Annotated in this window: 17 protein-coding genes; 7 read left to right on the plus strand and 10 right to left on the minus strand. The window is 56.6% G+C overall.

Annotation, left to right across the window (positions count from 1 at the left end; genetic code table 11):
- Positions 1-68 precede the first annotated feature (68 nt).
- From MTX78_RS02170 to MTX78_RS02180, 3 genes are all read right to left on the minus strand, one after another.
- Complete coding sequence (locus tag MTX78_RS02170; protein WP_243799508.1) at positions 69-3,290, minus strand: SusC/RagA family TonB-linked outer membrane protein; 3,222 nt, start codon at positions 3,288-3,290, stop codon at positions 69-71.
- Positions 3,291-3,436: 146 nt separating this feature from the next.
- The gene (locus MTX78_RS02175; RefSeq protein ID WP_243799510.1) at positions 3,437-5,896 is read right to left on the minus strand and encodes a beta-glucosidase; all 2,460 of its coding nucleotides are present in this window, start codon (positions 5,894-5,896) and stop codon (positions 3,437-3,439) included.
- A gap of 527 nt (positions 5,897-6,423) precedes the next feature.
- Complete coding sequence (locus tag MTX78_RS02180) at positions 6,424-8,427, minus strand: glycoside hydrolase family 97 protein (protein ID WP_243799511.1); 2,004 nt, start codon at positions 8,425-8,427, stop codon at positions 6,424-6,426.
- 503 nt (positions 8,428-8,930) lie between these two features.
- On the opposite strand from MTX78_RS02180, the gene MTX78_RS02185 reads away from it, so the two are divergent.
- The 4 genes from MTX78_RS02185 (at position 8,931) to MTX78_RS02200 (ending at position 12,277) form a co-directional block, all read left to right on the plus strand.
- Positions 8,931-10,397, plus strand: a complete 1,467-nt coding sequence (locus MTX78_RS02185) for a sialate O-acetylesterase (protein WP_243799513.1) — start codon at positions 8,931-8,933, stop codon at positions 10,395-10,397.
- Positions 10,398-10,703: 306 nt separating this feature from the next.
- Positions 10,704-11,168 (plus strand): hypothetical protein, encoded by a 465-nt coding sequence (locus MTX78_RS02190; RefSeq protein ID WP_243799515.1) that lies wholly within the window; start codon positions 10,704-10,706, stop codon positions 11,166-11,168.
- Positions 11,169-11,222: 54 nt separating this feature from the next.
- Positions 11,223-11,984, plus strand: coding sequence for an FkbM family methyltransferase (locus MTX78_RS02195; RefSeq protein ID WP_243799516.1), 762 nt, complete (start codon positions 11,223-11,225; stop codon positions 11,982-11,984).
- 11 nt (positions 11,985-11,995) lie between these two features.
- Positions 11,996-12,277, plus strand: a complete 282-nt coding sequence (locus MTX78_RS02200) for a DUF4834 family protein (RefSeq protein WP_243799517.1) — start codon at positions 11,996-11,998, stop codon at positions 12,275-12,277.
- 83 nt (positions 12,278-12,360) lie between these two features.
- On the opposite strand, the gene MTX78_RS02205 is transcribed toward MTX78_RS02200, so the two are convergent.
- The gene (locus MTX78_RS02205) at positions 12,361-14,988 is read right to left on the minus strand and encodes a DUF5686 and carboxypeptidase regulatory-like domain-containing protein (RefSeq protein ID WP_243799518.1); all 2,628 of its coding nucleotides are present in this window, start codon (positions 14,986-14,988) and stop codon (positions 12,361-12,363) included.
- A gap of 321 nt (positions 14,989-15,309) precedes the next feature.
- Here MTX78_RS02205 and MTX78_RS02210 point away from each other — a divergent pair, with 321 nt between their 5' ends.
- A complete protein-coding gene (locus MTX78_RS02210) occupies positions 15,310-15,816 on the plus strand; it encodes a regulatory protein RecX (protein WP_243799519.1) in 507 nt (168 codons plus the stop codon).
- Here MTX78_RS02210 and MTX78_RS02215 read toward each other — a convergent pair.
- The 6 genes from MTX78_RS02215 to MTX78_RS02240 form a co-directional block, all read right to left on the minus strand.
- On the minus strand, positions 15,813-16,490 hold the full coding sequence (locus tag MTX78_RS02215) for a cysteine hydrolase family protein (RefSeq protein ID WP_243799521.1): 678 nt from the start codon (positions 16,488-16,490) through the stop codon (positions 15,813-15,815). The two genes, MTX78_RS02210 and MTX78_RS02215, sit on opposite strands and share 4 nt — an antisense overlap.
- Before the next feature lie 119 nt (positions 16,491-16,609).
- The gene (locus MTX78_RS02220) at positions 16,610-17,245 is read right to left on the minus strand and encodes a DUF4230 domain-containing protein (protein ID WP_243799523.1); all 636 of its coding nucleotides are present in this window, start codon (positions 17,243-17,245) and stop codon (positions 16,610-16,612) included.
- A gap of 73 nt (positions 17,246-17,318) precedes the next feature.
- Entirely contained in the window at positions 17,319-18,251 is a 933-nt protein-coding gene (locus MTX78_RS02225; RefSeq protein WP_243802794.1) for a 1-aminocyclopropane-1-carboxylate deaminase/D-cysteine desulfhydrase, read from the minus strand.
- 84 nt (positions 18,252-18,335) lie between these two features.
- On the minus strand, positions 18,336-20,945 hold the full coding sequence (locus MTX78_RS02230) for a YfhO family protein (RefSeq protein WP_243799524.1): 2,610 nt from the start codon (positions 20,943-20,945) through the stop codon (positions 18,336-18,338).
- A 50-nt stretch (positions 20,946-20,995) separates the two neighbouring features.
- On the minus strand, positions 20,996-21,934 hold the full coding sequence (locus MTX78_RS02235; protein ID WP_243799526.1) for an EamA family transporter: 939 nt from the start codon (positions 21,932-21,934) through the stop codon (positions 20,996-20,998).
- Positions 21,935-22,008: 74 nt separating this feature from the next.
- A complete protein-coding gene (locus tag MTX78_RS02240; RefSeq protein ID WP_243799528.1) occupies positions 22,009-22,470 on the minus strand; it encodes a hypothetical protein in 462 nt (153 codons plus the stop codon).
- Between the two features lie 256 nt (positions 22,471-22,726).
- On the opposite strand from MTX78_RS02240, the gene MTX78_RS02245 reads away from it, so the two are divergent.
- Both MTX78_RS02245 and MTX78_RS02250 read left to right on the plus strand, forming a co-directional pair.
- On the plus strand, positions 22,727-25,222 hold the full coding sequence (locus MTX78_RS02245; RefSeq protein ID WP_243802796.1) for a bifunctional UDP-N-acetylmuramoyl-tripeptide:D-alanyl-D-alanine ligase/alanine racemase: 2,496 nt from the start codon (positions 22,727-22,729) through the stop codon (positions 25,220-25,222).
- Between the two features lie 174 nt (positions 25,223-25,396).
- On the plus strand, positions 25,397-26,794 hold the full coding sequence (locus MTX78_RS02250) for an alpha/beta hydrolase family protein (RefSeq protein ID WP_243799529.1): 1,398 nt from the start codon (positions 25,397-25,399) through the stop codon (positions 26,792-26,794).
- Positions 26,795-26,891 lie beyond the last annotated feature (97 nt).

Raw genomic sequence — 26,891 nt, forward strand, 5'->3', positions numbered from 1 at the left:
AAATATTGAAGCGTGGGTGAATCGGGGCGGTGTGCCGGTTGGCACGGCCGCCCCGAAGCAGTAGGGGCTTAGAACCCGATGTTGATACCCGCAATGAAGGTGCGAGACTGAGGATACGAGCCCCGGTCGATGCCCAAACTGGTCACGAACTGACCGTTCACGTAGTTGGAGGCGGCAATTTCCGGCTCGATACCATCATAGTTGGTGACAGTCAGCAGGTTCTGAGCACTCAAGTAGAACCGAACGTTCTGCGCCGAAATCCGGTTGATCAGCGTTTTCGGCAGCGTATATCCTACCGTCAGCAGCTTGATGCGCATGTACGAACCGTCTTGCACGTAGTCGCTGGAGAAGCGCAGGTTCTGGTTGGGGTCGCCGGCAACGGCCCGGGGTACGGAGTTGCTGGTGCCTGGGCCCGTCCACCGGTCCAGTACGCGGGTGCTGGAGTTTTCAGCGCCGTACAAACCGCCATCCGTATAGAAGCGGTTCAGGTTGAACACATCGTTGCCCTGGCTGCCTTGCAGAAATACGCTGACATCAATGCCTTTATAGCTCAAGGTGTTGGTGACACCGTACGTGAAATCGGGGTTGGGGTCGCCGATGTAGGTGCGGTCGGCATCCGTAATAACGCCGTCACCATTCAAATCCCGGAATCGGATGTCGCCGGGGCGAGTACCCGAGTTCTGGTAGTAGGCGCTTGCTCCGTTTGTGGCAGTAGAAGCATTGCTGTTCAAAGAACGCAGCTCTTCATCTGTCTGGATGAGCCCATCCGCTACATAGCCGTAGAACGAGCCGAACGGCACATCTTTGTCGTAGCGCACGATGCTGGCGTTGCCGCGGAATTGCTGCGCGTTGAACGGCCGGCCCAAACCAAGCGAGGTCAACTCACTGCGGTAGAGCGAGAAGTTCAGGTTGGTGGTCCAGGTGAGGCCGCCATCTTCGCCCACTAGGTTGCGGCTGGTGAAGGAGAAGTCCAGGCCTCTGTTGCGGGAAGCCGCCGCATTCACAATCTGGTCTTCGTAAGTACCCGACAAGGTGGATACCGGCACGTTGATCAGCAGGTTCGGCGAGGTACGGGTGTACAGGTCCAGTGTGGCTTCCAGGCGGTTATCCAACAAGCCCACGTCGATACCCACGTTGGTTTGCTCGTTGTTTTCCCACTTCAGGTTTTCGTTGGCTGCCCGGGTGGGGGCTGCTCCCGTTACAAACGTCTGATCGCCTGAACCCAAGGCATACTGCACATTGCGGTTGGAGGTAATGGTTTGTAAGTAAGCGAAGGCACCCGCGTTGGTTGGGTTACCTACCCGGCCCCAGCCTGCCCGAATCTTCAGGTTGCTGAGCCAGTTTACATCCTGTAGGAAGCCTTCTTCCGATAGGCGCCAGCCGGCCGAGATGCCGGGGAAGTAACCGAAGGCGTTCTGGCGAGCAAAGGCCGAGGAACCGTCGCGGCGAATAACGGCCGAGAACAAGTACTTGCCAGCAAAGTCGTAGTTGGCACGGGCAAAATAACTAGCCAGGCGCGACTGTCCGGCGTTGCCAGAGTTGTTAAGGCCGTTGGAAGGGCCCACGTCAATTACCTGCAAGTCGTCGCGGCTATAGTTCTGGCGGCTGGCACTGATAGTGCTGTAGTCGAACTGCTGCGCCGATTGTCCTGCCAGCAACGTCACTGAGTGCTTATCGGCGAATACCTTGTCGTAGGTCAAGGTGTTCTCAATGAGGTAGCTTGGGTTGTAGCTGGTATCCCACTGCGCGTTGGCGTTTTGGAGGCGTGTGGCGCCTGGTACCCGCGGGGTAAACCGGTTGTTCTGGTAGAACTGCAGGTCGGCCCCCACGTTGGTGCGGAAACGCAACCCTTTCACTGGCTCTATTTCAGCAAAAACGTTGGTCAGAACGCGGTTGGTAATCGTTTTGAAGTTGTCACGCGTGGCCTGTACAACCGGGTTGGTTTCCAGGTAGTAGTCGGTTTCGGTGCTGAACTCCGTGTAATTGCCGGTAACGGGGTCGATTACAGGCCGTGTTGGAGGCGCCGTCAAGGCGTAGAACACGGGGCTGGTGTAGTCGTTGTTGGTGTCAAGCTGCCGCGCCTGGGCGTGGGTAAGCGAGATGCTGTTGCCGATCTTGATAAACTTACCAAGCTGTAAGTCACCATTCGCTCGCAACGAGAAACGCTCGAAGTTGGAGCCGATGATGGTACCATCCTGCTGGAAGTAGCCGGCGCTTAATGCGTAGCGTCCTTTCTCGTTGCCACCCGTTGCCGAGAGGTTGTAGCTCTGAATCTTGGCGTTGCGGTAAATAGCATCCTGCCAGTCGGTGCCCTGCCCCAACGACGCTGGGTTGGTGTAGCGTGGGTTCAGGGGCAGCGGGTTGCTGTTGATGCCTTGGGTGTTAGCAGCACTCCGGCTCTCGTTGTTGAGCGTTGCGTACTGCTCGGCATTCAGCAAGTCGAGCTTGCGCCACACGCTCTGGGTGCCCACATAGGCATCGAGGTTGATGGTTGCTTTGCCGGCCTTACCGCGCTTGGTGGTCACGATAACAACCCCATTGGCGGCGCGCACGCCATAAATGGCGGTGGCCGAAGCATCCTTCAGCACGTCAATGCTCTCGATGTCGTTGGGGTTGAGAAAGCTCAAGCCGCCGTTCCGGTCGTCGCTGGAGGGTAGTGGGAAACCGTCCACCACATACAGTGGGTTGTTGTTGCCGGCCGACGTGATACCGCGTACCCGCACCGTAACGCCGCCGCCGCCGCCGGGTGCCCCATTGTTAGAAGTCACTGTAACCCCAGCTGCCCGGCCCTGAATTGCCTGGTTGGCATCGGGTACGGGCTGCGCCGCTATGTCGCGGCCAGATACCGATGCCACGGCACCCGTTACGGTAGCGCGCTCCTGCGTGCCGTAGCCTACTACCACTACTTCACCCAGTGCCTGGGTGTCTTCCACCATGGAAACCGTGAGGCCCGTGGTGGTGCCGGTTAGGGGAAGCTCCACTCGCTTGTACCCAATGTTGCTGAACACCAGGGTGCTACCTTCCGGTGCGGTCAGCGAGAAGTTACCGTTCATGTCGGTGCTGGCGCCTACGGTAGTGCCTTTCACTACTACCGTTACACCAGGTAAGCCTTCTCCGTTGGCCTGCGTTACGCGGCCCGATACAGGTACGTCTGCGATGGTCGGCCCGGCTACCGGCATAGCGAGCGGCAAGCTGGCTCCCACGGCAGGAATAGTTGCAACAGCTGGAAGCCCGCAAGCAGCCAGTAGCATCGCCCGGCCGAGCGAATGCATAGAGGAATTATCGTTCATGAAAGAAATAGTTGGGTGTTAGAAACAGAAGACGCTTTGCCACACATTCGGCCATAGCTTAAAGCAGCAGATTTGCCTGAAGCCGTAGAGGCAGACGGCCCGCGGAGGTATGCAAACTCACCCTACCGAGAAGCCGCAGAGGATCGTTATTTAGAGTTCAAAGCCCGTGTAGTAGTCGAGGGAGAAGTAGCGCCCAGCGCTTTAGAGCCCGCGTAGCGGAAGCGCTTGATTTGGTCGCCGACTCGTAGTGTGAAGTAGCCGTCTTCCAGCACCCGATTGCCTTGAGCATCCGGGTAGCTTAGGTCGCGCTGGGGCTGAATCTCGAACGTCAGCTCCTGACCTTCGCCGGGCTTAAACTCACGCTTTTCGAAGTGCTTCAGCAAGCGGACGGGTCGCGTGATGCGGCCTACTTCGTCGGTCATGAACCAGAGCACTGCCTCTTTGCCCGCTTTGGTACCCGCGTTGGTTACGCGCACAGTGGCTCGGATAGAGCCATTGCCGGTGAGCACCGAGTCGCTGAGTTGGAGGCTAGCGTAGCGGAATGTGGTGTAGCTTAGGCCTTCGCCGTACTCCGTGAGCATAGTGCTCTTGTATTTGGTGCCGCGGTTTTCAAATCCCGCCCCAAAGTCGCTGAGCTCCAAGCTGTTCTCGTTGTTGTCGTGGTGGTAGTTGGAAATGTGCCCGGCAAACTGCGGATAGGTGAAAGGCAACCGGCCGCTAGGGTTCACTTTGCCACTGATGATTTCAGCAATGGCCTGCCCCCCGCCGAAACCCGGCAAACCGCCCCAGATAACGGCCTGCGACCGATCGACCACCGTGCGAATGATATTCGGACGGCCCCCAATCAGTACCAGCACCGTGGGTTTGCCGGCACTTTGGGCCGTTCGTACCAGCTCCTGCTGGTCTTCTGGCAGCGTTAGGTCGCTGGTGTTACCCAAGCCTTCCGCATACGGCCGCTCGCCCAGGGCCAATACAACGGCATCTGCCTTGCGGGCCGCCGCCAGCACATTGCCGAGCTGCGGCTTACCCGTGGCATCCTGATACGGCACGGTTTCCACCTGCGCAGTAGGGTATTGCTGCTTTAGCGCCGTGTAAATGGTTTGCACCTCTTGGGGGTACTGCGCTTCCTGCCGGCCCTGCCAGGCTAGTGTCCAGCCACCCGAAAGGTTGGCCCGAGAATCAGCCGAAGGACCCACTACCAACAGGCGGCGCACTTTGCTGGCAGTCAAAGGCAGCGTGTTCTTCTCGTTCTTCAGTAGCACTATCGACTCGCGAGCAGCTTCCAAGGCCTGCTGCTTCAGCGTAGGGTCGCCGATGCGGTTGAGCCGGTCGGCCCGGGGCATGGGGTTCTCGAACATGCCCAGTTCGTCTTTCATTTGCAGCACACGGCCCGCCGAAAGGTCGATGCGCTCTTGGGTTAGGCGGCCTTCTTGCACCAGCTCCTTCACGTAGCGGCAGAAGTCGGTGGTGTAAGGCGTCATGGCCATATCCACACCCGCATCAATGCAGCGGAAAGTAGCTTCCTTCTCGTTAGGCGCGGTTTTCTGCACCGTTACCAGCCGGATAATGTCCTGCCAGTCGGTTACGGCTACCCCTTTGAACCCCATTTGGGTACGCAGCAAATCCGTGAGAATAGCCTTGGACGAGTGCACCGGCTCCCCATTGATTTCGCCGCTGTTAATCATCACCGACTTCAGACCAGCATCAATAGCTGCTTGAAACGAAGGGCGGAAAAACTCTTGCAGGCGCTGATCCGGAATTAGGGCGTTGGTCCGGTCCCACCCGTTGCGTGGGTCTGAGTAGCCCAGGAAGTGCTTGCCACAGCCGGCCACCTTGTAAGGCAGAATGTCCTTGTTGTTTTGCAGTTCGTCTACGTAAGCTGCGCCAAGTCGCGCCGCTACCAGTGGGTCTTCGCCGTAAGTTTCATACAGCCGCGGCCAGTACACGTTCACGCCCAGATCCAGCACTGGCGCAAACACCCAGATATGCCCCAAATCTGCCGACTCCATCACCGTAGCACGTGCTTCCTGACGGGCAAATTCCGCATTGAAAGTGGCTCCTAGGTTGAGGTTGTGCGGGAAAATAGAAGCTCCGGACACGTAGCTGGCCCCGTGCATATGATCGATGCCATAGATGACCGGGATGTGCAGCCGCGACTCGCGCATTGCAATCCTTTGCAAAGCACTCAAATAAGTGAACCACTGCTTGGGTGGTACGGCCTCCCCATTCAGGAAAGAGCCTACGCCATAGGTTTTGATGAACGGAACAAGTTTTGCCGAATCGAGGCTAACATCCTTTTGCTCACCCGTATGGTTGATAGCCGCATTGGTAATTTGGGTCATCTGCCCAATTTTCTCTTCCAACGTCATCTGCTTGAGCAGCGCAGCCACCCGCGGGCTCCATTGAGGAGCTACCGGCAAGGCAGCAGAGGCAGGAGTCGAGGAGACAGTTGTTGTGGGTGTGGTTACAGGAGCAGTGGTAACACCAGTGCGCTGACATGCCGCGGCCATTAGCGCAGCACCCAGTACCACTGGGGTAGCTAAGTAGCTAAAAGCATTAAGCCTCTTGTCAGGATGGTTTTTGGAAGCGTACGTGTTTTTACTCATGATCAATAAGGCCGAAGGAAGATAACAGGCAACTTGAGTGTACTCGAAAGCGTGGGCATTACCCGCACTGTCTAAGCTTGCTGGACTAGGAACATCATTCGTGCAACAAGCAGGTGGCCAGCAGATAGGAACCAGTGCGCATGCAAAGCGGAGAGTAGAATAGAGAGCGAACCAACAAGATGGAAACGCTAAAAGGTTTTAGCGTTTAATAGAAGCATAAGTGCGTCAGAATGAGGCTTCTAATAGAGGGGGAAATAGGAAAAGGAGAAAAACTGGTGACCAGAAAAATCAACCAGTTATAAGCAGGCTAGCTAGTTCATTCAGCTCAAGAAACTGAGTGGGCTAGAGAGCAAGTACTGTAATAGGAACGCTAAAATAGCAAACGTTTGCGTTCCGAATAACACTATAGCAAACTAAGGGCAAAATTTTGTACTAACCAAATAGATGATAAATATAATACTATTCATCCTTGAAAGCATGCAGCAACGAGGAGCCAGCTAGTCCGCTAGCTCCTCGTTGCTGCATGCTTACTTCACCGGATAGATACGTGCTGCCCAGCCACCACCATTGCTTAACTTGATGCTGACTTTGTCTTGAGCAGACACTTTGCGTACCACGCGCTTGTAATCCGTGGCGTCGCGGTTGGCGTTGATGCCATCCTGAAAAATTACGGCTTCGTAGTTGCCTGGACCCAGAAATGAGAAGTCTAGGGTCAACTCACGCGGATCCCAGTTGCTCATGGCGCCTACATACCAAGTGTCGCCTTTCTGGCGAGCCAGTGCTACGTACTCGCCCACTTTACCATCCAAGGCCACTGTCTGGTCGAACGTGGTAGGTACTTTCGCAATGAAGTCGGTGCTTTCCTGCTCTTTAAGGTAGGTAGTAGGGTTGTCGGCTAGCATTTGCAGTGGCGCCTCGAACACCACATACATGGCCAGCTGGTGGCAGCGCGTACCCTGGCTCATTGGCTTGGAGTTGTTGGGACGAAACTCGGTCTTGGTGGCGTTGCGCATGGCGCCGGGCGTGTAGTCCATGGGGCCGGCCATCATCCGGATGAAAGGCAGCGTCACGTCGTAGCGGGGTACGTCGTCGTTGGGAGTCCACTTATTGTTTTCCAGGCCTTTCACTCCCTCGTAGTTCACTACGTTGGGGTAGGTGCGCGTCAGGCCATCAGGCTTGTGCATGCCATGAAAATCAACCAGTAGTTTGAAGTCTGCGGCTTTCTGGGCCAGCTTGTAGGAAGAAGCGACCATCTTCTGGTCGTCGCGGTCCAGAAAATCAATCTTAAATCCCTTCACGCCCATTTTGGCATACTGCGAGTATGCAGCGTCCAACTTCTCGGTGATAGAGCGCCAGTTAGCCCACAGAATGATGTCCACGTTTTTCTGCTTGCCATATGCAAGCAGCTCAACCAGGTCCACCTTCGGCGAAATTTTCAAGATATCGGTTTCCTCGGACCAGCCTTCGTCCAGAATCACGTACTCTATCTTGTTGGCAGCCGCAAAATCGATGTAGTATTTATAAGTGGGCGTGTTGATACCCGCCACGAAATCGACGTGCGAGATATTCCAGTCGTTCCACCAATCCCAGGCCACCTTGCCCGGCTTGATCCACGATACGTCCTTCACTCTGGACGGTGCCGCCAGCTTGAACACCATGTCGTTGTTGGCCAAGTCTTTGTCGGTGGTGCTGACCACCACAATGCGCCACGGAAATGTGCGGGTACCACTGGTTTTGGCAATGTAGTTTTCTCGCTTGGGCACCACCAACTGCATGTTGTGAAAGCCACCCGACGTTTCCTCAGCCGGATACTTGGCAAAGTCGCTGTGCAAACCCGGCGACGCTTGCGTGCTGGCTTTGAGCAGCATACCCGGATAGTCTTCCACATCCGATTCCAGAAGCACCGCTTTTTTGTTGTCGCCGAGCGTAACCAAGGCTGGCAGGAAAGCGAGGGTGTCCTTTTTTACTTTGGTGATTTCTGAAAGCTTTAGCGGCGTATACAAGCTCTCAAACGAAGAGATGTACATGTCGGTGGGTACTCGCAGGTCGCGCACAAAGGGAATAAGAGCCGAATGGTCTTCGGCGAAGTTGAAGGCCGCGTCTTCGTTCAAGACGGTAAGCTGGCCTTTACGCTTGGTGAAGAAGCGGTAAGCCGCCCCATCATTGTAGGCGCGCACGATAACGCCGTACTTACCCTTGAGATTGATAGTTAGCTCGTTGTACGTATCAATTACCTGCTTTTTCTTGTATATCGGGGCGGCAATGGTGGTGTTAACGGCAGCTGTTTTCGCGCTTTCCACTACGGCGTTTTTGCCCAGCACCTCGCCACCCGCCAAAGTCAGCGAGATAGGCGACGGAGCTAGAACCGGGGTTGCTTCGTGCTGAACAGACCAACTCAGGACGGAGCCGGCTTGTACGGTTAAGTCAAGCTTGCCATCCGGTGATTTTACGTGGTAGGCTGAGTTTTTTTGTGCCCATGCAGCTGGACTCGTAAGCAGAAAGCAACTCAGAAGAAAAAGATTGCAGTTCATTGGGTGACAAGACGTTCGGTGGGGTTTGCCCTGAAGTACGGGGCAGGTATAAAGCAGAAAGGCAGTGCGTAGAGAATAGAGTATTTGCTGCGCTTGCAGGTGCCAGAAATAGCCTACGAAGTGAGCAAGGGTGTGCAGTACTATCCGGTAAGTTGATTTAATTCAAGAAAATCAACAATATTTACTAGCTAATACGTTTTAGCAATGATAGTAAAGTTATCGTCACTTGCATAGCACTTACCCGCAAAAAATATTGGAATCCAGTTGCAAATAGCCAACAAGCCTGCGTATGCAAGTAATTCAACAGCTGAACTTCTTGCGTAGTTGCGCCAACCCAGCAGGCTAGCGTACTAGCAACAGAAGCAACTGGGCGTTAGCCCGACTACAAGGCGTTCGTCTGCCTCGGTAGGGTGGCGGCTCATGCTGAGCTCCCAGGAGAGAAGCTGCCTTTATCCCGTTGTCTGCCTTCAAGTATTCCCACCATCTAAGTGCCCGACCTGCATATGAAACTTCCCTTACTTGCTCTTGCTACGTTGCTTCTGCACAACAGCCTGCCCGTGCATGCCACTATCCGGCTACCAGCCTTGGTGGGCGACCATATGGTGTTGCAACGCGACACTAAAGTGCCAATATGGGGGTGGGCTGCCCCCGGGGAGAAAGTTACCCTGACTTTTCAAGGAAAAACCTATGCAGCGGTGCCAGCTAGCACCGGCAAATGGCAAGTAACCTTGCCTGCTACGCCGGCTGGCGGGCCCTACACCATGACCCTGCGGGGCCAGAACACGCTCACGATTCAGGATATCTTGGTGGGAGACGTGTGGCTGGCATCCGGCCAGTCGAACATGGAGTTGCCCCTACGTGACCCCAATGCTCCCAAGCCCAATTCGTATCCGGTGGTTGTGCATGCCGAGCAGGAGGTGGCCGCGGCTAATTTTCCGCAGATACGGCAGTTCACGGTCAAGAAGCAGGTATCAAATCAGCCTCGGCTGGAAAGCGAAGGCTATAACTGGAAGCTGTGCAGCCCAAGTACCGCCGGGCAGTTTGCCGCTGTGCCTTATTTCTTCGCCCGCGACCTGCACCAGCACTATAAAGTGCCCATTGGTATCATCAGCAGCCCGTGGGGAGGCACCCCGGCCGAGGCGTGGGTGAGTGGGGAAGCGCTGAAGGTGCTGCCTGATTTTCAGGCCAAGGTAGTGGAGGTAGAAAAGCAGACAACTCCGGAAAACAACGACCCCAACACGCCTACCGGACTTTTCAACGGAATGATAGCCCCCTTGATTCCGTATGCGGTGAAAGGAATAATCTGGTACCAAGGCGAAAGCAACGCCAACCGTGCCGAGCAGTACCGTACGTTATTTCCGACGTTAATCAAAGATTGGCGAGGCCGCTGGGGCTATGATGTGCCTTTCCTGTTTGTGCAGCTCGCTAATTTCAAAGAAACGGAGCCGGAACCCGCCGAGTCTGATTGGGCGGAGCTGCGCGAAGCACAGGCGCTGGCCCTGACCTTGCCCCGCACCGGCATGGCCGTTGCTATTGACATCGGAGACGGCAAAGACATTCACCCCGCGAACAAGCAGGACGTCGGGCACCGGCTAGCATTGGTGGCGCGCAAGGTGGCGTACAACGACAAGCAAGTGGTAGCTGCGGGTCCCACTTTCCAGTCGATGCGCGTGACCGGCAACAAGGTGCAGCTCCGTTTCACAGATGCCGGCTCAGGCCTGCAGGTAAAAGGCAGCAACGGGGTGCTGAAAGGCTTTGCGGTGGCTGGCGCCGATAAGAAATTTCACTGGGCAACAGCAAAGCTGGAAGGCCAACAGGTGGTGGTAAGCAGTGAGGCCGTGCCTACGCCCGTAGCAGTGCGCTACGCCTGGGCCAGCAACCCCGAGGCCACCCTCTACAACCGCGAAGGGCTACCTGCTGCCCCGTTCCGCACCGATCAATGGGAAGGAGTTACGCACGGGAAAAAGTAAAGGCAGGGCCACCAGGCAACTGAACACCAAGCCGTGGCGGCTGACTAACTGCCACGGGTGGCCCGCCTGATTCTTAAGTAAAGTAGGCGCACAAGTATTACATAGCTTCAGTAGCTATAGCGCAGGGTTTAGTGGCAGCTTCCACAAAGAGGTGCAAGACAGACATGGTTCCGCCTACTCCACTCATTCACCAAGCAAGCAGTGGCGCGAGGTGCTTGGTAGTGAGTTGCAACAGTTAGCAGAACTATACAGTGCATTTCAACGAATAGGAGGGGAAGACCTCTTACCACCTGACGTTGCTACCCTATGAAACGCTCTAAACCTTCTGTTGTGCCACAAGCCCTTGCCAGTGGCTTGGCCGGCGCCGTTGTTCTTACGTTACTGCACGAAACCGTCCGCCACATACGCCCTGCCGACGCTCCTCGCATGGACGTGTTGGGCATGCGCGCCTTACGCAAGCTACTTGGCAAAGCCGAAGCCCCGCAGCCAGACAACGATACGCTGTTTAATCTGACAATGGCCGGCGACTTGCTCTCCAATGGCCTCTATTTTAGCTTAGTAGGCCGGGGCAAAAAAGCATGGCAGCGTGGAGCCGTACTGGGGGTGGCTGCCGGGGTAGGAGGGGTGCTGCTGCCCGGTCCGCTTGGGTTAGGCGAAGCGCCTAGCAACCGGACCCCACAAACCAAGCTCATGACAGTGGCCTGGTACACGATAGGGGGCTTGGTTGCGGCGGGTGCGTCGCGGGTGTGGAGCAAAGCGCGCAAACGCTAGCCGCTACCGCCGACAGCCTGAATTTCCCAGCTTTGCGACATCTTTGCGCGCATTATGGTGAAACAACTCCGCAAACTCCTCGTCCGGGCGCTTGGCTTCGAGCAATACATCCGCTTTGTAAGTGGGGTTTATTTGCGGCTGGTAGGTGCTGGGTGGGGCAAGAAAAAATATCCGGAACTGTTCTTCCTGGAAAAGATCATCAAGCCCGGCTTTGTGTGTCTGGATATTGGCGCCAACCTGGGGTACTATTCCGTGGCATTGTCGAAGCTGGCGGGGCTGGCGGGGCAGGTGCTGGCTGTGGAGCCGATTCCGGATTTTCAGGCTATCTGGCAAGATAATGTCAAGCGCAGTGGGGTCCGCAACCTCACGCTGCTGCCGTATGCCTTAGGGGGGCAGAATACCACCGTGCAAATGGGTACCCCTGAGCGCAATGGCCTGCTCCACCACGGCATGACCAAAGTGGCGGCCAGCAACCCCCATGAGCACTACGCCCGCACCTACGAGGTGCCCATGCGCGTCCCCGACGACCTGCTGGCCCACCTGCCCCGCCTCGATTTCGTGAAGTGCGACGTAGAAGGCTTCGAGTTCGAGGTGTTTCGGCACATGCAGGCGACGCTGCGCCGGTTTCAGCCCCTTATTCAAACCGAACTGAATGGGCTGGAAAACCGCCGCGCTGTGGTGAAATTGCTGGCCGAGTTAGGCTATAAACCATTTGTGCTGTCCTCGCGTTCTGAACTTGTACCTTGCTCCGATGCGCAGCTGGAAAGCGCCGTCACCGCTGATTTCTACTTTCAACCCCTCAACCCGGCCACCTGAGTGGCTTTCTGATGGTCAAATTCCTGCTGATATTCTTCCTCGTTTCCCTGGTTCTTCGCTTCGTATTGCCGGTGCTGATGCGCTGGCTGGTTGTACGGTTCGTGAAGAAACAGACGCAGCGCTACAGCCAACAGTTTGGCGCCAACCCTTTTGAAGCGCCCCGCCCCGAGCCCCGCAACACGGCTGCTGCCAACGGCCAGGTCCACGTCGATTATGTGCCGCCGAAACCACAGGCCAAACCCGCCAAGCATTTTGAAGGCGGCGAGTACGTGGATTTCGAGGAAGTGAAATAACTGAGTTACTGTCTAATCAAAAGCCTTCTGCTGTATAAGCAGAAGGCTTTTGTCGTTGAACGACAGGCCCCGGTACGCCGCTGCTAGAAGCCAATGCCTACCCGGAGCCCGGTACCCACGCGCTGGCCGGATTGTAAGCCCGTGTAGAAGTCGATGCGCAAAACTTTGAACACGTGCTCCAAGCCCACGCCTACCTCCACATAATGGCCGGCTTCGCGGGTGGTGAGGTAGTTGAGGGAGGCCACTTCCTGCCATTTCAGTCGCCGCAACAGCGGGATTTTGTTCAGGAAAAAGCCGTTGAAATGGTGGTTGTAGTGCGCCTCCAGGAAGTTGTGGCTGGTGCTGTAGCGGTAGTAGTCGAGCAGTTGAAACTGGCTGAAATCGGCTGCTAGGTAGGTGCGGTTGCCGCTGAAGTGGCGGAAGTCCATGAAGGAAAGTTGCGGCGTGCCCACAAAACCGCCTGCGGCCACCCTGTAGGTGCTAGTGCCCAGCAGCCCCATCCCAATGGACTGCCGAATACCTACCTCAAGGAGTGTGTAGCGCGCATCAGAGCCCACTAGGCCGCCTACGCCTTGTCGCCAAGTGCCGGTGAACGTCGGGGACTTCGAACCCAGATTGTACTTGCCATCGGGCCGGCTGATGTAGCGCTGGCCCGGACGGAAAGAGGCCGTTAGTTCGAAGGCCAAGGACTGGTTGCGGTTGAAACTGGTAGTAGGCAGTTCCTCATTCACGGGCTGGTTGGATGTGAAGGCTCGGCCTTCTTGATCCACCCACAAGTCGATGCTGCTGTTGTAAAGCTGGCGCCGGTCGTAGTAGCTCAGCGTGCCTTGCACGGTCAGGCCATTCACGGCTTCGGTCTGGTAGCTGAGTTGGGCACCGTCGCGGCGGTAGAGCTTGGCGTAATTGCGGTTCTCCAGCAGGGTGTAGTAGCTATTGATGAAGGGCGTGAGCTGGGTGTTCGGGTCGAAGTTTTCAATGAACCGGCCCGCCCGGAAGCTCACCCGGGCTAGCTTGGCGGGTTGATACTGCCACGTGGCCGAGAGGCTGGGGCTGAACAGTTCGTTGCTGAAGCCATAGCGCAGGGCGGGCGTGATAGAGTAGAAGCGTCGGTCATCGGTGCGCTGCGTGAAAGTGAACTCGGGGTGGATGACGGTGCCCTCAACGGTGTTGTAGTTGAGGATGTTGAAGACTGGCGCCACGTACCACTGCCGCTTCCGAAACGTGTTGGAATAGCTGTAGCCACCCAGCAGCAAAGATGTTGGTTGCAGCTTGTTGCGCACCCGGTCCAACGAATCCTGGTAGGGGCGGGAGTTACGAACCACCTCGGTGCTGTCCTTCACTTTGTAGTCTTTCTGCTCTTCTTCGGTGAGTGGGATGGGGCGCACCGAGTCCCAGTAGCTGGAATCCCGCTCGTTTACGCCTTTTTCTACGAGCATCACTTCACCGCGCTTCAGCTTCCCGATGCTCATGCCTGCGGTGTCGCGCTCGGCTAGCTTGGTTTGGCGGCGGACTTCCCGGTTTAGGCCCGCCAGCTTAGGCTTCTGCCTACGGATATCAGCCGCGGTTTCGCGGGTGATGGGCGCATCGGCGGGTTCGTTGGCCGTGACCGGCGGCGCTACGGTGGGCGCGGGGCGGTTGGGGTAGGTGGGCGTCACTTTGTAGTTGGACAGCACGGCCGTGAGGTAGCCGTTGCCTTTGAACCCAAACGCCGTGAAGCCCACCGTAATTTTCTGTGACTGAATCACCCATACATCGGAAGGCCCCGGCGCGGGCGCGAACAACTGTTCGATGTGGAAGCTGTCTACGTAGTCGAGCTGCGCATTCTTGTCTAGGTTCAGTGAAATGGAATGAATGCGCCAGGTACCCTCCACGATGTAGATGTGGCCGCTGGAAAAGACGGGGTCGGTGCGGCGCCGGGGCGTAACCCGGATTTTGTGCACCGTCACGCCGCCTTGCTGGGTGGTGCCTTCCAGCTCGTACTTGTAGAACAGCATAGCGCCGTCGGCAATCGGCGAGACAAAGCCCCGCTCGGAAAAGCCGCTTTTCAGCACGTTGTCGTAGAAGTTCAGGCCGGCCCCGCGTCCGGCTCGGTTGAAGCTGATGCCCTTGGTGTCGCCGCTCACGCGGGAGGAAATCATGCGCTCCTGTATCACGTTGGGCTGCCGGAAGGTCATGTCCGACACCGACTCGGAGAGGTAGAAAATGCCGGGCTTGAAGTCAGGCCCAACTTTCACCAACCCCAGAATCTTGCCGGGTACTTCCAGAAAGCGGGCCAGCGTTTTGATGTAGGCCCGGGCGCGGAAGGTGGCCACTTCGCGCCGATGGTAGCGCCGCCACTGCTGCGCTTGCTGAATAATAGCGTAGGCGGGGTCCCGGTCGGTGGAGCGCACCACCACTTCGCGCAGCTTGTAGTTGTCGGGTGTCAAGGTCACATCGAGCACAGTGACCGTGTCGCCGCCCGCCACTCGCACCGATTCAATGCGGGGCTTGTAGCCGACATATTGAAACACCAGTTCGTATTGCCCAGCGGGCAGGCGTAGCTGGTAATTGCCTTGCTCGTTGGTGGCCGTGCTGGTGGTCGTGGTCCGGACGGCCACGTTCGCGAAGGCCAGAGCAGCGCCTTGTGGATCTATCACGCGGCCCTTTACTACGCCAGCCGTAGCAGTGAGAGATACCAATACACAACAAATCAATAGAAAGTAACGGGGCATTCGATAAGGGGTTATTGCCAACAAGATAGATACAATAGGCCCGCAAAGGGTTGGCTCCTACCCGAGAAACCGATAGGTTGGGTGCAGAGTTTACGGGGGCAGCAAGAGGTTTTGGAGGCTAGCCAGCTGCCTAGCCAGTTGGCCGCCAACCCCAACGTGGTGAAGACACGCCGGGCAGGTACGGGTAGTTAGGAGCACAAAAAGTCATGGTTGGTCCGTAGTCCGCCGCCTTCGGGTAGTGCATGTAGCTGCCAGTCAACCTAGAACGAACAGCCCAGCTAAAAATGCACTTCCAGCACCAGTTTCGCGTTATCTTAGCCTATGAATCAGTTCGACAAAAAGAAGAAAACCTACACGCCCGGCGAAGCCCTCCACAAAATAGCGGCCTTCTGTGCCTATCAGGAGCGCAACCAGAAGGAAGTGGAAGGCAAGCTGCGCGAGTACGGCCTCGACGAAGACGAAGCAGGGGAAATCATCATCCGGCTGAGCCGCGAGAAACTGCTGGACGAGGAACGCTACGCGCAGGCCTTCGTGCGCGGCCACTACCGCAACAAGAAATGGGGTCGGCGCCGCATCACGCAGGAACTGAAGCAAAAAGGCATTTCCGAGTACTGCATTAAGTCGGGCCTCAAAGAAATTGATGGCGACGAGTACTACCAGAACCTCGTGGACGTGCTGGAAAAGAAAGACCGCCAGGAAAAGGAGCGCAACCCCCGCATCCGCCGCCAGAAAATCCAGGTGTACCTCACCGGCAAAGGATACGAGCAGGACCTAATCAAAATGGCCCTCGACGACTTGGGCAAAGCACCCGAACAAGACGAAGACTAGCGGCCAGGTGCGGCAGTGGCGTTGTGCTCGGTTGCTATTGCTTCAAACACCTGGCAAATGCTGGCTACATCGGTCAGCATACTGTCGCCGGCGTATTCGAGGTTGGCAATGGATTGACGACCTGCTTCCGCATGACCGGCCCCACACGCATCCGTTACGATTACCGGGATATAGCCCAGGTCGGAAGCGTGGCGCACGGTGGGGTCGATGCCTATTTCCGTTGCTACCCCCACAATGGCAAATGCGTTGATGCCGCAGTCACGCAGCACTATGTTGAGCGGAGTGCCTTCGAAAGCCGACATGGTAATCTTGTCGAACACTGCTTCGCTGGGCAGAGGCTGCAACTCGGGCGTGAGTTGAAACGCTGGATTGCTGGGCAAAAACCACGGCTTGATGTCGGCTACTGATTCGGTACGCTGCCAGGCCATGGCCATGCGCAACTGGGCCACCCCCATCAGCTCTTTCGGTACCGACATGTGCCGCATGAAAATCACCCGGATGTTGGCACGCCGGGCAGCTTCCACTACTCGTAGCACTTGCTTGGTTATTGCGGGGCCATCCTTGAGCTGATGCAGAATACCCACCTGCATGTCGTAGACGATAAGCGCCATGCGCTGCGGGTGGCAGACTTCTTCTAGGGTACGTGGAATATCAAGACCAAAAGCGTGTTGCATGATCGGATGGAAAAGCAAGTGAGCAGCTAGCCGCGGTGGGCACCGGGTAGAAATATAGAGATATTCCTGATTTTCTGCTCACAAGGAGGCCCATCGTTGCCCATGCTCCGCACATGGCGCTACTGCCGCGCTGGTGCCAGTGGGTTTTGCATTTGCCGGGTCAGAATCACGCGGCGGCCGGTCATGGTTTCCAGCATGGGCTTCAAGATTTGTTGAGCATTCCGTTCGGTTTCAGCCAGGATGCCGGATTGCAGCGCGGCCCGACGCACGTTGGTTTCAGCGTATTTGTAACCCGCATCAACTAGTTCAGCGTCTTTGAAGAACCCGTTTTCGACGCTATACACGCGGCTGGCGCTATGGTCGATTTGCCAGATGCACAGCTCGGCAGGTGGCAAGGCCACGCGCACGATGGAGTCGCCTTCAAACACCACATCCTGGGCCCGTACTTTGCGCAAATCCAGGCAGCCGATGGCGTTGCCGGCTACAATAAGGGCCACTTTGGCGTCGGGAAGGAACCGGTACGTGCTTTTCTTGTACTCCACTACGTCCTTGAAGTGGTAGCGCACCAATTCTAGCCGCCCGAGGCCTTCCACCTTCTCTAGCACGGTGTTGTGCGTGACCGTAACGCGGGGTGCCGGATCCAGTGGGTTTTCTAGGTCATCTAATGCCGGGCGAACCTTGATCCACAAAAACCACCCTAGCGCCACAAGAAACAAAAGAGGTAACAGGCGGCGCAGCAACAGGGAAAACGACATAGGTGGGTAAGGAAACCAGGTGGACACGTCCGCTATTCTACGGCAACACCGCAAACTTTGCCGAGGAGGTAGCTCAAAGAAGGGGTGCCGCTTCAATAGGCCACCAGGTGCTGCGGTGCTTGAACCGCTGCTGGAAACCCGTCCAGCCCTGCAAGCCGCCAGTGTGCACGGCTACCACCGTAGTGCCGGGTTTGAAATAGTCGTGGCGCAGTAAATCAAGCACGCCGTAGAGCAGCTTGCCGGTGTAAATAGGGTCGAGCAGAACCCCGTGTTGCGCTTGAAACGCCTGAATGAAGCCCAACAGTTCCGCGGAAAAGCTTGCGTAGCCACCTAAGTGGTAGTCAGTGCGCAGGTCGTAATTCGAATAGGTGTGGCCTGTGCCCACTTGTGTTAGGGCATCAATGTCAGCTCGCAAAAACTCACCGCCTTTCAGAGCTGCCACACCCACCGCCTGCCGCTGGCCTGCTAGGCCCGTAAGCAACCCGGCCAGTGTGCCCCCCGTGCCGCAAGCCACGCAGATGTAGTCGAAAGAAGTTTGGGCAGTTACTTCCGCTATCAACTCTGCGCATCCGGGCAGCGCCAGTACGTTGGAGCCACCTTCCGGAACAATGGAAGCGGGGCCAGTTTCGCGCAGCAGTTCAGCCAAGAAATCCGGTTCTTGTTTGCGGCGGTAGGTGTTCCGGTCGAGGTAACGCAACTCCATGCCGTTGGCCGTGGCACGAGCCAGGGTAGGATTGAGCGGGAGGGTTTCCTCGCCCCGAATGTAGCCCACCGTACGTAAGCCGTACAACCGGCCAGCCGCGGCTACAGCGGCAATATGATTGGAAAAAGCGCCTCCAAACGTTAAGAGGGTGTCATGCCCTACGTGCTGCGCCTCGGCGATATTGTACTTCAGCTTGCGCCACTTGTTGCCGGGCAGCTCTGGATGTGCCAGGTCGTCGCGCAGGAGCAGCAACTGAATACCACGGCGAGTGGCTTCGGGTTCTTCGAGCCGTTGGAGTAGCATCACGTGAGCACAAAGAATTACAACACTAGCCAGCCTGCTGCCGCTCCAAAGAGGGCAACAAGCTGGCTAGCCGAGAGGAAGCAGTTATACCAATGCGGCTTCGCCTGCACTGCTAGGCTTCTGCCGGATGGCATATACCACGGCCCCTACCAACAGCAGAATCAGGAGCACCGACGACACCAAGGACACCGTGTTGCCGATGGCGTATTCGGTGGGCTCAAACTTGAACTTGATAGTGTGGGTGCCGGCTGGAAGCGGCATGGCCCGTAGCACGTAGTTGGCTCGCACATACGGCACCTTTTTGCCATCGAGGTAGGCATTCCACCCATCGGCATAATAAATTTCCGAAAACACCACGAAGGCGTCGGCGGTGGCGGTAGCCCGGTAGGTGAGGGCGTCCGGCTCGTATTCAGTTAAGACAATAGTAGAGCCGGGGGCGTTGTAACTGGTTTTGGTGAGTGGGAACTTGGAGGCATCCACTACAGCCGTGGTGGCCGTGTTCAGGTTGGTGAGGGCATTGATTTCCTGGTCGGGGTTCTGCACTTTCTGTACCTCGTTCACGAACCATGCATTGCCCAGTGCGCCTGGGTTGCGCTGGGCCTGCTCGGGCGTACCGGGCTGCCCTTCCTGCTGGCTTGGTTGCGCCGGCTGGATGATGTAGCGCGTGTTCAGCATGTTGAGCACCTGAATATTGTTGCGCGAAATCTGCCGCTCAATCAGTTCCTGGTAGCGGCGCAGCTTCGCCCCGTGGTAGCCACCAATGCTCTTGTGGAAATAGGACGTCTGGGCCTCATTAAACGGGTTAGCTGTATTCAGCACCCGGTAGCTCGGGTCTTGGTCCTGCAAAATCTGCTGGTCGGCCGCAGTCGGCACGAATTGTTGCGCTACGGTTTGTGTCTGGAAGTTGTCTTCGTTGAGGTAGCGTTTATCTACGCCCCACAAGTCAACAAGAGTGAACAACCCCACCAGTGCCGCCGCAGCTCCCGCCGACAGCTTCCGCTGCAAATAGAACCACAACGTACCACCTGCCAGCAAGATGAACACGATAGAGCGTAACACATCGGTGCGCAACAAGGAGGCCCGGTCTTCGCGGATGGCATCCACCGGAAAGCCTTGCTGCTGCATTTGCGCATCAATCGGGGACGAGAAATCAGCACCCATCCCGGCAAGGAAAGCCAGTATGCAAACCCCCACCGTAATGCCGAGGGCCAGTAGCAGCTTACGCTTTAGCTCCGCAGTTTCGGGGGCGTCGGCAGTTTTGCCTGCGAGAGCGGCGAGGCTGGGGTGCGTGCTAGCGCCTGCCACGGCTGCACTAGCTACCCGGCCGCGCAACACACGGCCCAGCGCCAGCACCGCCAGCAAGGGCATAGCCAATTGCGCAATTACCAAGGCCATGCTCACGGCCCGGAACTTGTTGTAGCCGGGAAAATAGTCGAACATCAAGTAGTTGAACGTCTCGAAATTCTTGCCCCAGGCCAGCAGAATAGACAGCAGGGTACCAGCCGCCAGCCAGGTTCGGGTGCGCCGGTCGGCAATCAAGATGCCCAGCACAAACAGGAAGCACACAATGGCCCCTACATACACTGGCCCGCTGGTGATGGGCTGGTCGCCCCAGTAAGTGGGCATGTGCGCGAGGTAGTCACTGAGCTGCACGGGCGGCACGCCGAGGGCGCTAAGCGCCTTGCCAGTCGCGGAGTTGTCGCTGAGCTTCATCTGCGAAGCACCACCGTAGAAGTTCGGAATCAACAGCGTGATGGTTTCGCCGATGCCGTAGCTGTAGCTAAACGCATAGTCCCGGTCGAGGCCCGAGCCGCCAGTGCCTTCGTCGCTGGCCGGCGCGGCTTGTTGGCTGGGGTCAGTTGGGGCGGGCGTTTTCAACTCCGAGCGGCCCCGGATGCTGTATTTGCCGTATTCGGCGGTGGTGTAGAGACGGCCAAAGCTCACGCCAACGGCTAGTAGCGCGGCTACGGCAAGCAGAGCGGTCCGGCCCAGGAAATCGGCCATGCGTTTTTCGCGCACCGCAAAAATCAGTTCCACGATGCCAAACACCAGCACCAGCAGCAACAGGTAATACGTGATTTGCAAGTGGTTGGACCGCACATTCATGGCCAGTCCCAGCGCAAACAGGGCGGCTCCCAGCAGCTTGTTGCGTCGAAACGTTACCAATAGCCCAGCCAACACCAGCGGCGCGTATGCCAAGGCTAAGCTCTTGGTGTTGTGCCCGGCCGCCAGAATTACAATGTTGTAGCTGGTGAAGCCTAGGGCCACGGCTCCCACCCCACTTACCAGCGGCGACAAGCCCAGCGCCACAAACAGGATGTAACCGCAGAGCAACGCCAAAAACAGGTTGGCTACCACCGCCGGCATGCCCAGCGTGAAAATGGTATGCAAGTAGTTGCTTAAGTCGCCGGGGAAGCGGGTGCTAATCAGGTAAGTCGGCATCCCCGAGAACATGGAGTTAGTCCAGAGCACTTCCCTGCCCGCGGCGCGGGCCGTCTGCAACTCGTGGGCCCCCCCGTTGAACTGCACAATGTCGTGCTGGCTCAAGGTCTTGCCTTCAAATACGATAGGAGAGAAGTAGAGCACAGCCAGCCCCATGAAAATCAGCACGGCTAGCAGATGGGGCAGTGCCCGCCGCCACAGCGGCGCGGCAACCGGCACAACGGCCGTTGGTGCAGAAAAAACGGTAGTCATCAGCAGGAAGGATAAAATCTAAAAGCGCCCGAAGGTAACAACGATACACCTCACCCCCTAGCCCCTTCTCCTTGGGAGGAGGTAGGCAGTGGAGCGGGTAATTTTCCAAACGTCAAGTTCACGTTGTAGAGTGCCACCGACAGCAAAATCACGCCATACGCCACAGCCTGCGTAAGCGTAGCCTCTTCCCCGAAATACAGAAAGGCCAGCGCGAAGCTCACAATAGGGTTTACGTACATCAGGATACCTACCGTACCAGAAGGCAAGGCGTTTAGGGCGTAGAGATTCAGAAACAACGGCAGCACCGTGAACCCCACGCTCAGAACCGCCGTGTAAGTCAACAAATGAACATCCGTGAAGCCAACCAGGGGCGTCGCGCCCAGTAGCGGAGCCAAGGGGAGTACCAAAAGCGTAGCCAGCACGAGCTGTACCATCAGAAGCACCAGCCGGTCGTAGCCTTGCAGGCGGCGCTGCGTGATAAGATAGAACGCATAGGTAAGCGCCACCACCAAACTCATAAGCAAGTTGCGCAAATCGCCTACTCCCAGCAGCGCGCAACTCAGCGCGCTTAGCGCAATAGCGGCCCATTGGGTGGCTCGTAGCTTTTCCCGTAGCAAGGCAAAGCCCAGCAAGGCCGTCAGGATAGGGCAGATGAGATAGGCAAAAGAGCCCGCCTGCACGCTCACTTCATTCACCACATAAATGAATAGCAGCCAGTTGGCCGTCAGAAGCAAGCCGCCTATCAGGGTACTGCCCCCTACACTGCGGCGCTCGGCGGCCGATGCTGCGCGCCACTGCCGAAGCGTGGTACGCACCGCCTCACGCCGGCCTAGCCCATGGATGAGTAGCAGCAACACCAACGAGAGCAAGATGCGGAAAAACAGAATTTGGCCGCTGGTGTAGGCTTGCAGCATCCGCAGTGGAATAGGGAAGAAGCCCCAGACAAGAAAAGCCGCCAGTGCGGCCAGGTGGTGACGAGAGAGTTTCAAAGTATTAAATCAAGCAAAAGGAGCGCAAAGGTAACGCCTTCAGTTGCTTTATGCTGGATACTCAGCGCAATGCACTATCGTGCACGACCAGTAACGCGAGTTGAATCCAGCCAAAAGGTGTCACGTACCATGGCCGGACGTGGCAGACCGCCAACGCCAACGGGCTGGTAGGTCAAGAGTAGCCGCTGGCGTCCTGCTTCGAAGTGAAACCAAAGTTCTGGACTGTGGTGCTCGGGTACGCCAAAGACGTGGAGAAAGTCTCCCGTAGCATAGCCGGTATAAGCTTCTATGCTAGCTAGGTTGTGGCACCCTATTTCGTTGATGTTGTACCGGCTGAGGGTGTCGTGTCCAATGCTGAGCACAGTAAGGCAAGGCTGGCCGTCGCTGTGCCGGTACCATTCGCCGCTGAATCGCCCTTCCGAATAGATAACTGCTGCTGGGGCCCCATAGACGGATTCTGGCGGTACCGCTGGCGTGGTACACCCCCAAGCGGCAAGCACAAGCAGAAAAACTGCTCGAATCCAATGCTTTTTCATGAGTTGAAATTCGTGTGTTCCGGACGTCGAGTGCTCCTGCCGAGTGGTTGCTCTGGTATGCAGGCTTGGTGGTTGGTTTCCGTGGCATGTGCTATAGTACCACTTATGGTGGTCATGCTCAACGCTTCCGAGCTTTTGCATTGCATCTTCTTTTTGTTTTCTGCCCCCGGCGCCTAATACGAGGTGCCGTGTCTTGGTTTCAATAGTCAACGGCCCACCACAACTCCGGCTGTCCTAGCCGTACCTTTGCCGCATGATGCTTGATTTCGTCGACCTTCCGGCCCTCACCCACGGCACACTACTTCTGACACCTGCCGGTTCCGCTCCGGTTCATCAACTGCTACTGGACAGCCGCCGGGTAGGGCAGGCCGCTGGCAGCGTTTTCTTTGCCCTGCGCGGTCCTCAGCACAATGGCCATATCTATCTGCCCGAGCTGTATGAGCGCGGGGTACGGTTGTTTGTAGTAGATAGCAACCAAGAAATACCGGGGGGCACACTGGCTTATCCGGGAGCCGGGTTCTTGTTGGTAGCAGACACTTTAGCGGCTCTGCAAACCATAGCGGCCAAGCATCGCCGCCGGTTCCGGCTGCCCGTCTTCGGTGTTACGGGCTCCAATGGCAAGACCATCGTGAAAGAATGGTTGGCGCAGTTGCTGGCTCCCGACGAGCTGATATGCAAAAGCCCTCGTTCTTACAATTCGCAAGTGGGGGTGCCGCTGAGTGTGTGGGAACTGAACCCTACGCACACGCTGGGCATTTTTGAAGCCGGTATTTCCGAACGGGGCGAAATGGCTCGCTTGGCTCGCGTGATACAGCCTACACTGGGCGTATTCACCAACATCGGTACCGCTCATGATGCAGGTTTCACCGATCATCAGGAGAAGGTCGAGGAGAAAATGCAGCTGTTTCAAAACGTGGACACGCTTTTTTACTGCCTTGACCACGAGCTGATTCACGCTGCCGCCTGCCGTCACCTCTCCGAACACCAGACATTCACGTGGAGCCGCCAACAGCCGCACCTGGCGCATGTAGCCGTGACTGTAGCCGAAGCTTCCGCCGACCGCACAGTGGTACGCGTAAATCTGAGCCGCCCACGGCCCCAGGAGCACACCTTCACGCTACCTTTCGCTGATGAGCCTTCGGTGGAAAACGCCCTCCAGGCGCTATCGGTATTGCTCTGGCGGCAACTGCCCGCCACCGAAATCCAGCACCGCCTCGACCGGCTTCAACCGGTAGCCATGCGCCTGGAGATGAAACAGGCCCTCAATGACTGTTACGTCCTCGACGACACTTACAACAACGACCTCGCTGGCCTCACCCTGGCCCTCGATGCCTTAGCCCGCCAGCCCCGGCGTGGCCGCCGCACCCTCATTCTGAGCGACGTCTTGGAATCTGGTTTGGCGGGCACTGAGCTGTATACCCGCGTGGCTGCGCAGCTAACGAGCCATGGCGTGGAGCGCTTGGTGGGCGTGGGACCTGAAATCAGGCAGCACCAAGTGGTGTTCGGCGGAGTGGAAAGTGTGTTTTATGATACCACCGACGACTTCTTGCGTCACCTCCGAACTGACTCTTTCCGACAGGAAACTATCTTGGTGAAAGGCGCCCGCCGATTTGGTTTCGAGCGGATTGTGGCAGCTTTTCAACAGAAGATTCATGGTACTGTGCTAGAAGTGAACCTCGATGCGCTGGCTCAAAATCTCAACTTCTACCGTAGCCGCATTCAGCCGGGTACCAAACTCATGGTGATGGTGAAAGCCTTCGCCTACGGTAGCGGTTCCTACGAAGTAGCCAACCTGCTTCAGTTTCACCGCGCCGACTACCTCGCCGTAGCATACACCGACGAAGGCGTAAACCTGCGCCAGCATGGCATTAGCCTGCCTATCATGGTGATGAACCCTTCGCCTGATGCTTTTCAAGTGCTGCGTCAGTACCATTTGGAGCCCGAAATTTATTCATTTGAGCGGCTCCAAGAGTACTTGGTTGCTGCTCGCCAGCAGCCCCTCCCTGCAATTCACCTCAAGTTGGATACTGGCATGCGCCGCCTAGGATTTAGCGAATCCGATGTGCCGGCTCTGTGCAGCTTGTTGCGTGAAAACGCGGCGCATTTGCGCGTAGCTAGCGCCCTTACGCACTTAGCTGGTGCTGATGAAGAACAACACAACAGCTTCTCCCAGCAACAGCTAGCCGCGTTCCACCGCATGACACCGTTGTTAGAAGCGGCGCTCGGCTATGCCATACTCAAACACGCCCTCAATTCGGCCGGTATCCTGCGTTTTCCTGATGCGCAACTGGATATGGTGCGCCTGGGCATCGGCCTCTACGGCGTGGAAGCTACTGGCCGGGAGCAAGGTGCTCTGCAACCCGTTAGCACACTTAGAACCACCATTTCACAGGTAAAAACGCTTCCTCCCGGCGAAACCGTTGGGTATGGCCGGCGTGGGCAAGCCGTTGAATACGAACGGCGCATTGCTACATTGGCCATCGGCTACGCCGACGGCTACGACCGGCGTTTCGGTAACGGGGCGGGTGAAGTGATGGTGCGGGGGCTTAGGGCTCCTTTGGTTGGCAATGTATGCATGGATATGTGCATGGTTGACGTGACACACATTGCCGCCGCGCAGGCCGGCGACATAGCTGAGGTTTTCGGGCCACACCTGCCACTCCCAGAACTAGCCAGTCGCATAGGCACCATTCCTTACGAGTTACTCACCAATGTAAGTGAGCGAGTGAAGCGAGTTTTTATTGCGGAATAGCATTATTCATTTTATGGGTATATAATAATTGTTAATGAGTCCTTTGAATTAGACTAAAGCGAAGAGATATATCTATCTTGCGTGAAAGTAAATACATAGCCTAATTGGCTGTAAGTCGCTTTCTTTCACCTAAGTCAGATTATTTAGTCCTATTTCTCTACTCTCTTTGGTTTTATGAAGAAGTCTGTCCACGCATTACTCATGCACGTGTGGCTGCCTGTGCTGTTGCTATGGGTATTAAGCGCGCCAGCCGCAGTGGCTGCCCCAACCTTGGACGGGTTGTGGAAAGGACCCCTAAAAATGCCTGGAGGGGAACTTGAGGTAATATTCCGGTTGGTTAGCCTAACAGGTGGCTCTTATTTTGCTACCATGGACGTGCCTCTCCAGCGGGTCAGCCGGATGTCGGTGCAAGTGGAAGTACGCGGTGATACGGTTATGTTTGCGGCCGATGAAGCCGGTAGCCGTTTTGTTGGGCAATTGGCGGCTGATGGCAAGCAGGTAAAAGGCACTTGGCACCAACCTGGCTACCAGTGTCCACTGACGTTGACTTTTGCGCCCTCTGCTATTAACACGGCCCCAAAGGCGCGTCTTACTCCACCTTACCGCGAGGAAGAAGTTGCGTATACCAACGTGCCAGTCAATCTGAAGCTAGGCGGTATGCTTACAATACCTGCCGGGCCCGGGCCATTCCCAGCAGTGGTATTGGTATCAGACACGGGTCCTCAGGACCGGGATGCCACCACAGGCGATTATCGTCCCCTAGGTACTTTAGCCGACTTCCTTACCCGTCGTGGCATTGCTGTCCTACGCTTCGACGATCGGGGTGTTGGAGCATCCGCGGGTGATTTCTCTAGCGTTACTGTCTCCGACTTAACGAGTGATGTGCAGGCTGGTCTGAACTATCTGCGGGCCCGCCCCGAGATAGATATTACGCATATCGGCGTAGTGGGGCACGGGCAAGGAGGAAACGTGGCTTTATTGACCGCCGCATTGCCATTGCCTCCCGCTTTCGCCGTAACGCTAGGGGCTTATGGCCTCCCTGGTAATACCATCATTCTGCAGCAGCAAAAAGAGCTGCTGCGTAAAATTGGTGTTCAGGAAACCGATATAGCAGTTTTCAGCAAGCAGCAGCAAGTCATGCAAGACGTGGTGCGGCAAACTCCCGATTCTAAGAAGGCCCGCGAGGTATTGATGAAAATGATGCGGCAGTATGATGCCTCAATTGATAGTGTTACCGCCAGAAACCGTGCTGTTGAGCTAACTTCTGCCCGCTATCGTAATTTCTTGAACTTCAATCCGGCGATTCTGCTCAATGAAGTGAAATGCCCGGTACTGTTGCTAAATGGCGCCGCTGATACAGATGTAGCTGCTGACTCCAATCTGAGTGGGCTTACTAAAGCACTGACTGCTAACCACAACATCACTACAAAAAAATTGTCTGGCGTCAATCATCTATTTCAAGCAGATCCTTCTGAGTGGGTACTGGTCAATGGCCAGCCACGCGAGACATTTTCACCAGCGGCCCTAGAGCTCATCCGAAGTTGGATTACCAACCAAGCACAAACCAAGTAACGCATCATAGTATCACATAAGAACGGCTAGGCCGGCCCGGTGGACACAGAGACTGTGTTTGCTGGGCCGGCCTAGCCGTTCTTATATAGTGCTTAGT

The sequence above is a fragment of the Hymenobacter tibetensis genome (assembly GCF_022827545.1).
Classification (GTDB): Bacteria; Bacteroidota; Bacteroidia; order Cytophagales; family Hymenobacteraceae; genus Hymenobacter; species Hymenobacter tibetensis.

Bases quoted from the DNA above. Each gene is read 5' to 3' on its own strand.
- MTX78_RS02170 (WP_243799508.1), bottom strand. From the start codon at position 3,290: ATGAACGATAATTCCTCTATGCATTCGCTCGGCCGGGCGATGCTACTG.
- MTX78_RS02175 (WP_243799510.1), bottom strand. From the start codon at position 5,896: ATGAGTAAAAACACGTACGCTTCCAAAAACCATCCTGACAAGAGGCTT.
- MTX78_RS02180 (WP_243799511.1), bottom strand. From the start codon at position 8,427: ATGAACTGCAATCTTTTTCTTCTGAGTTGCTTTCTGCTTACGAGTCCA.
- MTX78_RS02185 (WP_243799513.1), top strand. From the start codon at position 8,931: ATGAAACTTCCCTTACTTGCTCTTGCTACGTTGCTTCTGCACAACAGC.
- MTX78_RS02190 (WP_243799515.1), top strand. From the start codon at position 10,704: ATGAAACGCTCTAAACCTTCTGTTGTGCCACAAGCCCTTGCCAGTGGC.
- MTX78_RS02195 (WP_243799516.1), top strand. From the start codon at position 11,223: ATGGTGAAACAACTCCGCAAACTCCTCGTCCGGGCGCTTGGCTTCGAG.
- MTX78_RS02200 (WP_243799517.1), top strand. From the start codon at position 11,996: ATGGTCAAATTCCTGCTGATATTCTTCCTCGTTTCCCTGGTTCTTCGC.
- MTX78_RS02205 (WP_243799518.1), bottom strand. From the start codon at position 14,988: ATGCCCCGTTACTTTCTATTGATTTGTTGTGTATTGGTATCTCTCACT.
- MTX78_RS02210 (WP_243799519.1), top strand. From the start codon at position 15,310: ATGAATCAGTTCGACAAAAAGAAGAAAACCTACACGCCCGGCGAAGCC.
- MTX78_RS02215 (WP_243799521.1), bottom strand. From the start codon at position 16,490: ATGCAACACGCTTTTGGTCTTGATATTCCACGTACCCTAGAAGAAGTC.
- MTX78_RS02220 (WP_243799523.1), bottom strand. From the start codon at position 17,245: ATGTCGTTTTCCCTGTTGCTGCGCCGCCTGTTACCTCTTTTGTTTCTT.
- MTX78_RS02225 (WP_243802794.1), bottom strand. From the start codon at position 18,251: ATGCTACTCCAACGGCTCGAAGAACCCGAAGCCACTCGCCGTGGTATT.
- MTX78_RS02230 (WP_243799524.1), bottom strand. From the start codon at position 20,945: ATGACTACCGTTTTTTCTGCACCAACGGCCGTTGTGCCGGTTGCCGCG.
- MTX78_RS02240 (WP_243799528.1), bottom strand. From the start codon at position 22,470: ATGAAAAAGCATTGGATTCGAGCAGTTTTTCTGCTTGTGCTTGCCGCT.
- MTX78_RS02245 (WP_243802796.1), top strand. From the start codon at position 22,727: ATGCTTGATTTCGTCGACCTTCCGGCCCTCACCCACGGCACACTACTT.
- MTX78_RS02250 (WP_243799529.1), top strand. From the start codon at position 25,397: ATGAAGAAGTCTGTCCACGCATTACTCATGCACGTGTGGCTGCCTGTG.